13 protein-coding genes are annotated in these 12,106 nt (G+C 68.0%); 4 read left to right on the forward strand and 9 right to left on the reverse strand.

Annotated features, from left to right (window positions below; translation table 11 throughout):
• Nucleotides 1–60: 60 nt before the first annotated feature.
• From HL653_RS14145 to HL653_RS14160, 4 genes are all read right to left on the reverse strand, one after another.
• On the reverse strand, nucleotides 61–1,575 hold the full coding sequence (locus HL653_RS14145) for a SulP family inorganic anion transporter (RefSeq protein WP_171745082.1): 1,515 nt from the start codon (nucleotides 1,573–1,575) through the stop codon (nucleotides 61–63).
• Entirely contained in the window at nucleotides 1,572–2,267 is a 696-nt protein-coding gene (locus tag HL653_RS14150; protein ID WP_171745083.1) for a carbonic anhydrase, read from the reverse strand. Before HL653_RS14150 ends, HL653_RS14145 begins: the two co-directional genes overlap by 4 nt.
• A gap of 176 nt (nucleotides 2,268–2,443) precedes the next feature.
• A complete protein-coding gene (locus HL653_RS14155) occupies nucleotides 2,444–3,763 on the reverse strand; it encodes an ATP-binding protein (protein ID WP_171745084.1) in 1,320 nt (439 codons plus the stop codon).
• Between the two features lie 21 nt (nucleotides 3,764–3,784).
• Nucleotides 3,785–4,492 (reverse strand): response regulator transcription factor, encoded by a 708-nt coding sequence (locus tag HL653_RS14160; protein ID WP_171745085.1) that lies wholly within the window; start codon nucleotides 4,490–4,492, stop codon nucleotides 3,785–3,787.
• A gap of 249 nt (nucleotides 4,493–4,741) precedes the next feature.
• Between HL653_RS14160 and HL653_RS14165 the strand changes: the two genes are divergently transcribed.
• Nucleotides 4,742–5,011: a hypothetical protein gene (locus HL653_RS14165; protein ID WP_171745086.1), complete on the forward strand. Its 270-nt coding sequence runs from the start codon at nucleotides 4,742–4,744 to the stop codon at nucleotides 5,009–5,011.
• 31 nt (nucleotides 5,012–5,042) lie between these two features.
• On the opposite strand, the gene HL653_RS14170 is transcribed toward HL653_RS14165, so the two are convergent.
• Nucleotides 5,043–5,948 carry a LysR family transcriptional regulator gene (locus HL653_RS14170; RefSeq protein ID WP_171745087.1) on the reverse strand — a complete coding sequence of 302 codons (906 nt, stop codon included), beginning with the start codon at nucleotides 5,946–5,948 and terminating at the stop codon, nucleotides 5,043–5,045.
• A gap of 114 nt (nucleotides 5,949–6,062) precedes the next feature.
• On the opposite strand from HL653_RS14170, the gene HL653_RS14175 reads away from it, so the two are divergent.
• The 3 genes from HL653_RS14175 to HL653_RS14185 all read left to right on the forward strand — a co-directional run bounded on the left by HL653_RS14175 (nucleotide 6,063) and on the right by HL653_RS14185 (nucleotide 8,565).
• The gene (locus tag HL653_RS14175; protein ID WP_171745088.1) at nucleotides 6,063–6,815 is read left to right on the forward strand and encodes an SDR family NAD(P)-dependent oxidoreductase; all 753 of its coding nucleotides are present in this window, start codon (nucleotides 6,063–6,065) and stop codon (nucleotides 6,813–6,815) included.
• A 131-nt stretch (nucleotides 6,816–6,946) separates the two neighbouring features.
• Entirely contained in the window at nucleotides 6,947–8,023 is a 1,077-nt protein-coding gene (locus tag HL653_RS14180; protein WP_171745089.1) for a catalase family peroxidase, read from the forward strand.
• Nucleotides 8,020–8,565 (forward strand): cytochrome b, encoded by a 546-nt coding sequence (locus tag HL653_RS14185; protein WP_171745090.1) that lies wholly within the window; start codon nucleotides 8,020–8,022, stop codon nucleotides 8,563–8,565. Before HL653_RS14180 ends, HL653_RS14185 begins: the two co-directional genes overlap by 4 nt.
• Here HL653_RS14185 and HL653_RS14190 read toward each other — a convergent pair.
• The 4 genes from HL653_RS14190 to HL653_RS14205 are packed head-to-tail and all read right to left on the reverse strand — an operon-like array spanning nucleotide 8,562 to nucleotide 11,992.
• Entirely contained in the window at nucleotides 8,562–9,260 is a 699-nt protein-coding gene (locus HL653_RS14190; protein ID WP_253716877.1) for a YoaK family protein, read from the reverse strand. The two genes, HL653_RS14185 and HL653_RS14190, sit on opposite strands and share 4 nt — an antisense overlap.
• A gap of 26 nt (nucleotides 9,261–9,286) precedes the next feature.
• A complete protein-coding gene (locus tag HL653_RS14195; protein WP_171745091.1) occupies nucleotides 9,287–10,675 on the reverse strand; it encodes an alginate export family protein in 1,389 nt (462 codons plus the stop codon).
• Nucleotides 10,668–11,093, reverse strand: a complete 426-nt coding sequence (locus tag HL653_RS14200; RefSeq protein WP_171745092.1) for a DoxX family protein — start codon at nucleotides 11,091–11,093, stop codon at nucleotides 10,668–10,670. Before HL653_RS14200 ends, HL653_RS14195 begins: the two co-directional genes overlap by 8 nt.
• Nucleotides 11,090–11,992 carry a glyoxalase gene (locus HL653_RS14205; protein ID WP_171745093.1) on the reverse strand — a complete coding sequence of 301 codons (903 nt, stop codon included), beginning with the start codon at nucleotides 11,990–11,992 and terminating at the stop codon, nucleotides 11,090–11,092. Before HL653_RS14205 ends, HL653_RS14200 begins: the two co-directional genes overlap by 4 nt.
• Between the last annotated feature and the right edge of the window lie 114 nt (nucleotides 11,993–12,106).

The following is a 12,106-nucleotide window of genomic DNA, read 5'->3' on the forward strand; positions in this document are numbered from 1 at the left end:
ACCGCCCGCTTCCCGATCGTGACAAAGTGTGTCTCGATCGGGAGGGGCGAGGAGGTGGCGTCAGACCTCGAGGCGACGGAGCTTGTGGGGCGCGCCGGCCAGTTCGACCTGCAGGCCCGCGCTGCGGCGGCGCTGGAGCCAGTCCGCGAGCATTTCGGCGCAGGTGTGGTCGATGCCCGACATGCGGCGCAGATCGAGGCGCAGCGGGCGATCCGTCGGCGTTTCGTCCAGCACCTTCGACAGCTTGGGCAGGCTCAGGAAGGTGGCGGCACCCGCCAGCGCGATCTCGCGAAGGTCGTCCTGCTCGCTGACGTCGACCCGCAGGCGCAGCTTGTTGATCTGCGGCAGGATTTCCAGCGCCGACAGGCCGATACCCACCAGCACGCCGGTCAGCAGATCGGTGGCGATGACGGTGGCGAAGGTGGCGACCCAGATCGCCGCCGGCAGCGCGCCATAATTGTGGAACAGGTGGCGCACATGGCTGAGGCCGACGAGGCGCCAGCCGGTGACGACGAGGATGCCGCCGAGCGCCGCCATCGGGATCTCGCGCAGCAGCCAGGGCAGCAGGGCCACGAAGCCGAGGATCCAGATGCCGTGGAGGATGGCGGAAAGGCGCGTCTGCGCGCCGGCCTGCACGTTGGCGGACGAACGGACGATCACGCCCGTCATCGGCAGCGCGCCGGCAAAGCCGCAGAGCAGATTGCCGACGCCCTGCGCGCGCAGTTCCTTGTTGTAATCGGTGCGCGGGCCATCGTGCATGCGATCGACGGCCGCCGCTGACAGCAAGGTTTCGGCGCTGGCGATGAAGGCGATGGCGAAGCCGGTGGCGATCAGCGAGGGCGACAGCATCTGCGCGAGGAAGCCCTGGCCGGGCACGTCGACCGCCGCGACGATCGAGGCGGGAACGCTGACGCGCAGCACCTCGAGGCCCCCGAAATAGGCGACGAGCGTGCCCGTCACCACGCCGACGAGCGCGCCGGGGACCAGCTTCATCGACGCGGGACGGAATTTCTCCCACGTCAGCATCGCGGCGATCGTGATCAGGCCGATCAGGAAGGCGATTTCGGTAACGGTGGCGTTGGTGGGCTCCAGGCCGAGCAGGCGGCCGGGCATGGCGGCGAGATTGTCGAGCCCGTGGCTGAGCGGCTTCGCATCGAACAGCACATGGAACTGGCCGAGCACGATCAGCGCGCCGATGCCCGCCAGCATCCCGTGGACGACGGCGGGCGAGATGGCGCGGAACCAGCCGCCGAGCTTCATCACGCCGGCGATGAACTGGAGGATGCCCGCCATGACGAGGATGGGGCCCAGCGCGGCGATGCCATGCTCGCGCACCAGCTCGAACACGATCACGGCGAGGCCCGCCGCGGGGCCGCTCACCTGAAGCGGCGATCCGGCCAGCATGCCGACGACGATGCCGCCGATAATGCCGGTCACCAGTCCCTTCTCGGGCGGAACGCCGGAGGCGACCGCGATGCCCATGCAAAGCGGCATCGCAACCAGGAACACTACGATCGACGCCGTCGCGTCGCGGGCCAGCGTCTTGCCCGAGAAGAGGGACTGGAGGTTGATCATTCGGCAGCCTGTGGGAATGCGTAATCGGCGGCGCGGCGGGGCGAAGCCTTCAGCGCGACGGGCAGGTCTTCGCCTTCCTTGATCGCGATGAAGCGGTTGGTTTCGCCATCGAGCGCGAGCATCTGGCCGTGGCCGATATCGAAGAACCAGCCATGCAGCGAAATCTCGCCGCGGGCGATGCCGGCCGCGACCGACGGATGGGTCCGCAGATTGGCAAGCTGGGCCACGACATTCTCGATAATCACGGCACGGAGGCGCTCCGTACCCTCAAGCTCGGGATAGCCGTCATTCACGACCTTGGCGGCGGCGGCCGAATGGCGCAGCCAGGCGGCGACGTTGGGCATCGCATCGAGGCCGGCCGGATTGGCCACGGCCTTCATCGCGCCGCAATCCGAATGGCCGCAGACGATGATGTCGCGGATGCCCAATGCCATCACGGCATATTCGACCGTGGAGGTCACGCCGCCATTCTGGGTGGCGTAGGGCGGGATGATGTTGCCGGCGTTGCGGCAGACGAAGAGGTCGCCCGGCTGGGCCTGCATGATCTGCTCCGGCACCACGCGGCTGTCCGCGCAGGAGATCATCAGGGCCTTGGGGGTCTGGCCCTGGCTGGCGAGCTGTCCGTAGAGAACGCTCTGATTCGGGAAGACCTGCTTCTCGAAGGAAAAGACGCGTCCGATAAGCTCGTTCATTACTGGCTCCTCTGTGCCCTCAGGGAAGGGGCTGAGCCTAGTTACCGCGCTGCTTTTTCTGCGGCGCAGCGCGCCTGTAAGGAAACGTTGCCGCGCGCTGACATGATGAGTGGCGGTTCAGAAATAGGCCGTTGCGGCCACGAAATGTCTCTTTTCGGCTACTTGTGGCCGATTGCTCATGCGCGCGGCAGGATGATCTCGGCGCGCAGGCCGCCTTCGGGCCGGTTCGACAGACGCAATTCGCCACCGTCCTGTTGCACCGCGCGCAGCACGATCGCGAGGCCGAGGCCGAGGCCCTTGGTGTTGCGCGCCCGCGCCGCATCGAGGCGGGAGAAGGGGCGCAGCACCGCCTCCAGCTGATCCTCGGGAATGCCGGGGCCTTCGTCCTCGATCCGGATGCGGATCGCGTCGGGGGAGGAGTCCAGCGTGAGCGTCGCGGACTGGCCGTAGTGGATCGCATTCTCGACCAGATTCACCAGCGCGCGGCGGAAACCCATGCGGCGCAGATCGATCTCCAGATGATCGGGGCCGACATACTGCGCCTCCTGCCCGCGATCCTGCGCCTCCTCGATCGTGGTGACGGCCATCACGGCGAGGTCGGTGCGCGTCGGCGGCTCGGGATCGCCCTCGCCGCCGAGGAAGGCGAGGAGCGAGGCGACCATCGCCTCCATCTCGCCCACGTCGCGGCCGATCGCCTCGCGCAGCGCATCATTGTCGATCGCCTCGGCGCGCAGCTGCACGCGCGCGATCGGCGTGCGGAGATCGTGACCGACCGCGGCCAGGGCCTGCGTGCGATCGTCGATCAGGCGGTGGATGCGCTCCTGCATCGTATTGAAGGCGCGGATCAGCTGGCGGACCTCGCTCGTACCTTCTTCCTCCAGGTGGATGCCGTCGGCCGAACCGACCTTTTCCGTAGCGCGCGCGAGCAGCCGGATCGGAACCAGCGCGCGGCGGATCAGCAGGCCGCCGAGGATGATGAGCGCGACGGCCGGCGCCAGCGCGAGCGCGATCCGGCCGACCGAGAGGTCCCAGGACTGCACCAACTCATGCGTTTTGAAGAGCAGCCAGCTGCCGTCCGAAAGGCGCAGCTCGCCCTGGACCGAGGCGTTGCGGCCCGGCGAGGACAGCCGGATGCGGAGCATGCTCTGCTCCAGCCGGGGCTCCCACGCGATGATCTGGTTGCGCGTCTGGTCCAGCGCGGGGGCGAAATGGGGTGGAGGCGGGGCGTCGGGGCTCCATCGCACCGCATAGCGATCGGTCGTGAGCTGGATGGCGACGAGCGCGCGATCGCGGCGCGGCGCCTCGTTCATCAGCTTGCGCGCGATGATGAGATGCTCGGCCAGCCGACGCGCTTCGTCCTCGCGCACGGAGAAGTGGCTGGACCGCTCGTACAGATAGGTGCTGGCGCCGAACTCGATGACGATCGTCAGCAGCAGGATCGCGAAGATGCGGCCGAGCAGGCCCAGCGGGCCGCCGATGCGGCGGATCAAGCGCATGGGCCTGTCACGAACGTCCCATCAGGCGCGCGCCACCTCGGCATTCAGCATGTAGCCGACGCCGCGCACGGTGGTGATCGGCGCATTCTTGCCATCGGACGAGAGCTTGCGCCGCAGCCGGCTGACGAGAACGTCGATGCTGCGATCGGAGGCGTCGCCGAGGCGGGTGCGCGACAGCTCGATCAGCCGCTCGCGCGAGATGACGCGCTGGGGCTGGCCGACGAAGGTGGCGAGCAGATCGAATTCGGCGCCGGTAAGATCGATCACGGCGCCGGTCGGGCTGCGCAGCTCGCGGCGCGGGAAATTGAGGATGTTGCCGTCGAAATGCGCCTCGCTCTCGCGCGTGCCGGCCTGCTGGCGCTCCAGCCCGCCGCGACGCAGGACGGCGCGGACGCGGGCGATCAGTTCGCGCGTGGAGAAAGGCTTGGCGAGATAGTCGTCGGCGCCGATCTCGAGGCCGATCACGCGATCCGGCTCGCTGCCCTTGGCGCTGATGAAGATGATCGGCACTTCGGACTGCTTGCGGATCTGGCGGCACAGCTCGATGCCGCTGGTGCCGGGCAGCATGATATCGAGCAAAACGAGATCGACCGGCCCGCCCTCGAACGCGATCCACATTTCGGGCGCGGTGGACGCCGTGCGAACGAAATAGCCATTTTCCTGAAGCGCGCGGGCCGTGAGCGTGCGGAGCGCGGGATCATCCTCGACGATGACGATGGAGGGGGTCATTCGATGGCTCTCAATATGTCCGTTCAGTGTCCCGAGGGACCTAGGAAGGTGCTTTCCGTCGATCAACCATTGTAACGCCGTTTGCGCGGAAACTCCCGGCTAGCAATGATTTGTCACGTACTCGCAACCGCCCGGCAGGTTCCGCGACATGCTTCCTTACGAACGCGCCCGAGGCTGGAAATATGTCTCGATTACGTCTGGATGGAGACGGTCGTCAGGGCCGTTTCCGGTTCAACAGGAGACTATATCGTGCGTCGTTTCTTTGCCACCCTTGCCGCGATCGCGCTGCTTCCGGCGATGCCCGCGCTCGCCCAGAGCGTGCACGACACGCATGTCGAACAGGCCGGAACCTCCGGCAAGACCCCGACCAAAAGCTATCGCCCGCTGGCGCGCGAAACGTGCCGCACCGCGACCAACCACCACCAGACGGGCAAGATTCCGCTGACCCCGCAGGCGGCGGCCAGCAGCACGTGCCAGACCGAACTGGCCGCGCGCGAGACGAACGAGCGCAGGGATTGATGCCGCGCGCGGGCTCGGCACGGATGTCGCCTCAGGCGCTCCCGCCGAGCACGTCGCGGGGAAACCCCGCCGCCAGATGATCGATCAGCGCGCGGACCGCCGGCGGCAGTCCGCGCCGCGTCGTGAAGACCAGATGCACGATGCCCTGCAGCCCGCGCCATGCCGGCAGCACGCGCACCAGCCGCCCCGCCGCCAATGCCTCGCTACAGACATGATCGGGCAGGATGGCGACGCCGAGCCCCTCGATCGCGGCGTCGCGCACCGCCGTCATGCTTTCGCAGCCCAGCCGCGGCGTGACGAGCAGCACGCGCTTGGCACCATCCTCCGCTTCCAGATGCCATTCCAGATCGTCGGCCGCATCGTTCGTCGCCAGAACGGGACAGGCGACGAGCTGATCGACATTGCTGATCTGTGAGGCCAGCCGGGGAGCGGCGACGAGGATGCGCGTCGATCGCCCCAGCGAGCGCATCGTGAGCGCCGCATCGCTGGTGAGGCTGCCGCGTACGCGCAGCGCCAGATCGATCCGCTCCTCGATCAGGTCGACCGCGCGATCGGTGGCGATCAACTGCAACCGCACTTTCGGATAGCGGGAAAGGAAGGACGAGATCAGCCCCGATATGGGCTGCAGCATCCCCGTCGGGCAACTGAAGCGCACGCGGCCATGCGGCTCTGCCTGCGCCTGCACCACCAGCGCCTCGGCCTGCTCCGCCTCCGCCAGCATCGCGCGGCAGCGCTCGTAAAAGGCCTGCCCCGTGTCGGTGACGCGGAAGCGGCGGCTGGAGCGCTCGATCAGGCGCAGCCCCAGCCTCTCCTCCAGCCCGGCAACGCGCCGGCTGAGCTTCGACTTCGGTTCACGCAGCGCGCGGCCCGCCGCCGCGAAGCCGCCATGCGCCACGACCTCGGCGAAATAGGCGTAATCGTTCAGGTCGATGCGCATCAGCGTTCCTCCAATGGAACGCTAAGTGCCATATTTGCCCGCTACAGGCATCATCGTTCTCGCCGCATCTACGAGGGGCACCGGCGATCCGCCGGCTACCCAAGGAGACAGACGATGACGAACAGGTTCAACGGCAAGGTCGTGGTGGTGACCGGCGGCACGAGCGGCATCGGCCTCGCGACGGCCAAGGCCTTCTCGGACGAGGGTGCTTCGGTGTTCATCACCGGCCGGCGCCAGGAAACGCTGGATGCGGCGGTGAAGACGATCGGCGGCAAGGTGACGGGCGTGCGCGGCGACATGGCCAACCTCGCCGACATCGATCGCCTCTACGATGCCGTCCAGCAGAAGCATGCGCAGATCGACGTGGTCTTCGCCAATGCCGGCGGCGGCACGATGCTGCCGATCGGCGCGATCACCGAGGAGCATTATCAGAGCATCTTCGATACGAACGTGAAGGGCGTGCTCTTCACCGTGCAGAAGGCGCTGCCGCTGCTGAAGGACGGCGCCTCGGTGATTCTGACCGGATCGACGACCGGCATTTCGGGTACGCCCGCCTTCAGCGTCTATTCGGCGACCAAGGCGGCGGTGCGCAACTTCGCGCGCAACTGGATCCTCGACCTGAAGGATCGCCACATCCGCGTGAACACGGTGAGCCCCGGCGTGACCGACACGGAAGGCCTCAACGATCTGTTCGGCGGCGGCGATCAGGCGCAGGGCACGAAGGATTATCTCGCCAGCCTGATCCCGCTCGGCCGCGTCGGCCAGCCGGAGGAGATCGCGCGGACCGTGCTGTTCCTGGCATCGGACGAGGCGAGCTTCGTCAACGGCGTCGAACTCTTCGTCGATGGCGGGCAGGCGCAGATCTGATCCGGGCGACGAGGCCGGGACCCGTTCGGGGTTCCGGCCAGCCGCCGGCCGGGACGCGCACTCCATAGCGAAGTATGTAACGACGCCCCGGCGCGCGGCGAATATGATGATCGCAGTTGGGAGATCAGCCGATGCCGTTACCGAAACATGCCCTGCCGAGGCTTGCCGTCATCGGCGTCGTCCTCGCTGCGATCGTGCTGCTGTTCGCCTGGGTCGGCGGCTTCCTCTCGCCCGCCCGGATCAGCGGCGGCAAGGTGGCCGACGCGCTGCAGGCGGCGAACGGCAAGGTCTTTCCGGGCTTCCGTCGCGCCCATGCGAAGGGGCTGTGCGTGAGCGGCCGGTTCGAGGCGAACGGGGCGGGCGTGGCGCTCTCCCGTGCCGCTCTGTTTCCGGCGGGGACGGTGCCCGTGACCGGACGCTTCTCCACCGGCGGCGGCAATCCGCTGGCGACCGACGGGCGCAACGTGTTCCACGCGCTCGGCCTGCGCTTCTCGCTGCCCGGTGGTGAGGAGTGGCGGATGGCGGTGGATCACACGCCGATCTTCATCGTCTCCAACCCTGCGGATTTCGTGGCGCTGCAGAAAGCGGGCATCCCCGATCCCAAAACCGGCAAGCCCGATCCGGACAAGGTGAAGGCGTTCGTGGCGACGCATCCCGAAACCAGGGCCTTCATGGACTATATGAAGACCGCGCCTCTGCCCTCCAGCTTCGCCAACGGCACCTATTACAGCATCAACGCCTTCCGCTTCATCGATGCGAAGGGAAGCGAGCGCTTCGTGCGCTGGCAGTTCGTGCCCGAGGCGCCCTTCGCGGCGCTGGACAAGGCGAAGCTGGACGCGATGCCGCGCGATGTCCTGTTCGACGAACTGATCGGTCGGATCGGCAAGGGGCCGCTGAAGTGGCATCTCGTGATCGTCGAGGCGAACCCCGGCGACCGCACCGACAATGCCACCGTGCGCTGGACCGGCGCGCATCGTCAGGTGGATGTCGGTACGCTCGTGCTGGACAAGGCCGCGACCGAAGAGGCGGGCGGCTGCCGCGACGTCAATTTCGATCCGTTGATCCTGCCGGAGGGCGTGGCCGCCTCGGACGATCCGCTGCTGCCCGCGCGATCGGCCGCTTACTCCGCCTCCTACCGGCGGCGCACGATCGAGGGGCCGCACCCGGATGCGCTGACCCAGGCCAAGAGCGAAGGAGAAGGCAAATGAGCCGCCGCCCGACCGCATTGTTCGCGCTGCCCGCCCGCATTCTCCACTGGACGATGGCGGCGCTGATCCTCGCCATGCTGCTGATCGGCATCGGCATGGTTTCGACCACCACCGCCCGCTATCCCGAGCTGCTCGCCTGGCACCGGCCGATCGGGATCGCGATCCTGCTGCTGGCGCTGGTGCGGCTGGTGGTGCGGATCACGCACCGGCCGCCGCCGCTTCCCGCCGATCTGCCCGCCATCCAGGTGCTGGCCGCGAAGGGATCGCATTATCTGCTCTATGCGCTGATGATCGGCATGCCTCTGATGGGCTGGGCGATGCAGTCGGCGGCGGGCTATCCGGTGACGCTGTGGAAGGGCTTCGTGCTGGTCCCGATCCTGCCGCCGAACGGGATCGTCTATGGCTGGCTGCGGCTGCTCCATGGGGTGATGGCGTTCGGCTTCTTCGGCATCATCCTCGCCCATCTCGGCGCCGCTTTGTTCCATGGCCTGATCCGGCGCGACGGCGTGATGGGGAGCATGACCGGCGTGGCGAAGGATTAGATCGGACGTCGCATGGCGGGGTGGAGCGCGCAGGCGATCGTCCCCAGCAGCACCAGCCCGCCCGCCACCGCCAGCGGCGCCGCCAGCCCGACGTGAAAGAGCAGCCACGCGCCGATCGCGGCACCCGCGAAGATCGCGATCACGGCGGCGATGCGGCGGCCCCAATTGGGGTTGCCGCCGCCGGCCGCGCCGGAATCGGCCGCGATGCCGGTGAGCGTCAGCGTCAGAACGGTGGTGGTGAGATCGGCGACCTTGAGCGAACGGATCGTGGCGTTGCGGAAGCCCATGGCGAGGCCCGTCAGCGCGATGATCGCGAACAGGGCCGGATCGGGCGACTGGCTGGCCACGTCGAAGCCGCGCGCGACGAAGGCTGCGATCCAGAGCAACACCGTCTCGACCAGCGCGGCCGTCAGCAGCCAGCGCCGTTCGCTCAGGCCGGCATATATCCGCGCGGTGCGGCCCGCGATCAGCGCGCCGACGAGAAAGCTCAGGATCGCGATGACGAACGGCGCCACCCTGAAGCCCGGCGTGCCCGCCGCCGCGAAGCCGAGGAACACGACATTGCCCGTCATGTTTGCGGTGAAGACCTTGCCGAGGCCGAGGACGCTCGCCGCATCCACCAGCCCGGTCGTGACCGAGAGCAGCAGGAGCAGAGGTACGCGCGGATCCATCCCGCTCTTGATGTCGTCAGCCATGGGACACTCCCTGAAAATGCGTGATGTCAGAAACGGAAATTGGCCTCGCAGCCCAGCATGCCGATCGTCTTGCCGGAGCCGGTCTGGCGGATGAAGCCGCCCGGCACGAAGGCCGAGAGCGAGGTGGAAAGCTCCAGTTCGGGCGTGGCCTGCCAGGCGATCGTCGCCTCGGCTTCCTTGCCGATGAAGCGCGCCGTGGCATCGCCCGGCGCGCGGATCAGATTGCCGGGGATGTCGTACACGCCGTCCGCCTTGGACTGGCGCCAATAGGCCATGCCGGCGAGGCTGGCGGTGATGCCGCCGCCCAGCGCCATCCCCACGCGCGGATTGACGCTGATGATGTTGGTGGGGCCGACCGGCGACAGCTCGCCGAAATATTTGCCCTTGGGAAAGAGCGCGTTGAACGTGTTCAGCCGATCGTCGCTGCGATGTTTGTCGCCGCTCACCACGTTGACGCGCAGCACCGCATCGGGCGCGAACGGCGCCTGCGGGAAGCGGCGGCCGATTTCCGTGCCCACAGTCCAGGCGGCAATGCGGCTGCCGGCGAACTGGCCGAACTGGCCGATGCCCTCGACATTCCAGTGCCAGTCGCCCGCCGTGCCGAACGAGCGCGCGCCGATGCTGTGGCGCAGCTCGCGGCCGGATTGATCGCCGAATTTGGCGGCCGTGTTGCGATAGCCGAGATAATAGAGATCGAGGCCGATGCCGGGGATCGTGGCATAGGCGCCCCACAGGGATTTGGTGCGCGAGCGGCGATCGTCGAACGTGCCGGGGCCCGGCTGGACCGGGCGCACCGCGAGCAGGCTGACGGTGGCGCCGTTGAGCGAGACGAGCGCGCGGGCGCCGTCGAAGGCCAGCGGAACGTTCGGGCCATAGCGCGTGCCGACCAGCCGCTCGGTGCCGAGCGAGAGCATCTGGCGGCCGGCGCGCAGCGTGATGCCGGTGCCCGCCGCGTCGCCCGTCTTCGCCTCGCCCAGCCGGACATCGACGAAGCCCTGCAGCAGATCCACGCGCGTCTGGTCCACGGGACTGGCGGAGGGCTTCACGCCCACGGCATAGGCCGCGATCGGCTGGACGAAGGCGCGCACCCGGCCGACATGAAGATCGGCATGGGGCACGAAGCGAGCCCAGAGATAGCCGTCGTTCGGAGCGGGGCCGCCTCCCCACTGATTGTCGCGATAGGCCTCGTTGCGCAGGCGCAGTTCGGCGCCGGTGGTGAGATAGGCGTCGTCGCCCAGCGGGATATATTTGAAGTCTTCGGTCCAGCGCCCGGCGCGCGCGGCGGGATCGGCCAGGTTCGACCAGTCCTCGTCATAGCGCGTGGTGGTGAGCGTCGGCGGCTCCCACGGCTCGCCGGACTGGGCGGCGGCGGGCGCCGCTGCCAGCACGGCGAGGAGGGGGGCGAGCTTACGCACGGCGCGGGCGCTCCGCGACGTGGGCCACGAGGGCTACGAGGATGAAGCCGCCGATCAGGCCGAGATGCTCGAAGAAGGCGTTGGTCGCCATGAAGCGCGCCTCGCCGGCGGGCATCGCCCAGAAGGCGTTGGCGGTGATCGCGGCGAGCAGGGTGAACACGCCCAGCATCCCTGCGCCCAGCCACGCCAGCCGGCCGGTGAGGATCAGCAGCGGCCCGACCAGCTCGACCGCGATCGTGAGCGCGGCCCACAGAGCGGGCGGGCTCATGCCGAAATGCGCCTGCTCGGCGACGGCCGCGCTCCAGTCGCTCGCCTTCACGATGCCGCCGAGCAGATAGGCGCCGCACAGCAGCAGGCGGGCGGCGAAGACGGTGGGGCGCCAGTCGAGAATGAAGGCGATGGAGCGCGGCGTGGTCACTTGGCCACCGGCGCGTGGATCTCGGCGATATAGCCGCCGGGGAAGCGGACGAGCGCGGCGGTGCGGTCGCCTTCGTCATGGGCGGGAACGAGCATTTCCACGCCGGCGGCCGCAGCCTTGGCCAGCGTCGCGGTCAGGTCGCTGACCTCATAGCCGGTCATGTCGCGGCCATAGGGCCAGGGCAGCTGACCGTCCGAGACGATCACCGCCATCTTGCCATAGCCGGAGCTGAGGCGGACGCGGCGATAGGTGGTGCCGGGGCGGCCGATCTCGGCGCCGGGCGCGGCCTTGTCGTCGGACAGGACCTTGGCGTGGGCGAAGCCGCTCCACTGGCGCAGGAACGTGTCGGCCACGTCCGAGGTCAGGTAGATGCGGTTTTCGGGCACCGTCGCCAGCGCCGGATAGTTCGGCTTGGTGGTGTGCCAGTAGAGCTGCATGTTCACGCCGCCCGCCCACTGCACGACCACGTCGCGGCCGATCGGATCCAGGAAGGTGGTGATCAGGCGGGCGGCGCCGGCCTTGCGCGCCGAGGCGACGGCGGCGTCCATGTCGTCGACGAGATAGCCGGTCCGCTCGGCACCGAAGGGCACGGGGACGGGCGTGAGGAAGCCGAAGACCGAGAGCGAGCCGGCGGGCGTCAGCACGAGCTGCGACATCGTCTTGCTGGTCGTGGGGGTGACCTGGAACTCGCCTTTCTTCGTGGCGGTGCCGCCGAAGGTGGCGGTGAGGCTGGTGACGAAGCGATCGAAATCGCCCGGCGCTACATAGACATGGGTGGTGTCATATTGCGGGCCGATGGCGTGATCGGCGGTAGCGGTTTCGGGGGCTTCCCGAGCGAAAGAGGTGGCGGGGGTGACGGCGATCAGGGCTGTCGTCAAAATCAGCGTGAGGCGGTTCATGTCCGTTGCTCCGGTTGAGAGGCGTGGGCCCCGTTCGGTGTGAACACAGGTCTAGGGTGCGCGTGACATCGCATCGATCCGAATAAAATCGGCGATGATGTTCGATATTCTTGA

This window comes from Sphingomonas sp. AP4-R1, assembly GCF_013113735.1.
Classification (GTDB): Bacteria; Pseudomonadota; Alphaproteobacteria; order Sphingomonadales; family Sphingomonadaceae; genus Sphingomonas_I.

What these genes read in the sequence shown, in the direction of transcription:
- HL653_RS14145 (WP_171745082.1), bottom strand. Translation starts at nt 1,575, where the DNA reads ATGATCAACCTCCAGTCCCTCTTCTCGGGCAAGACGCTGGCCCGCGAC.
- HL653_RS14150 (WP_171745083.1), bottom strand. Translation starts at nt 2,267, where the DNA reads ATGAACGAGCTTATCGGACGCGTCTTTTCCTTCGAGAAGCAGGTCTTC.
- HL653_RS14155 (WP_171745084.1), bottom strand. Translation starts at nt 3,763, where the DNA reads ATGCGCTTGATCCGCCGCATCGGCGGCCCGCTGGGCCTGCTCGGCCGC.
- HL653_RS14160 (WP_171745085.1), bottom strand. Translation starts at nt 4,492, where the DNA reads ATGACCCCCTCCATCGTCATCGTCGAGGATGATCCCGCGCTCCGCACG.
- HL653_RS14170 (WP_171745087.1), bottom strand. Translation starts at nt 5,948, where the DNA reads ATGCGCATCGACCTGAACGATTACGCCTATTTCGCCGAGGTCGTGGCG.
- HL653_RS14175 (WP_171745088.1), top strand. Translation starts at nt 6,063, where the DNA reads ATGACGAACAGGTTCAACGGCAAGGTCGTGGTGGTGACCGGCGGCACG.
- HL653_RS14180 (WP_171745089.1), top strand. Translation starts at nt 6,947, where the DNA reads ATGCCGTTACCGAAACATGCCCTGCCGAGGCTTGCCGTCATCGGCGTC.
- HL653_RS14185 (WP_171745090.1), top strand. Translation starts at nt 8,020, where the DNA reads ATGAGCCGCCGCCCGACCGCATTGTTCGCGCTGCCCGCCCGCATTCTC.
- HL653_RS14190 (WP_253716877.1), bottom strand. Translation starts at nt 9,260, where the DNA reads ATGGCTGACGACATCAAGAGCGGGATGGATCCGCGCGTACCTCTGCTC.
- HL653_RS14205 (WP_171745093.1), bottom strand. Translation starts at nt 11,992, where the DNA reads ATGAACCGCCTCACGCTGATTTTGACGACAGCCCTGATCGCCGTCACC.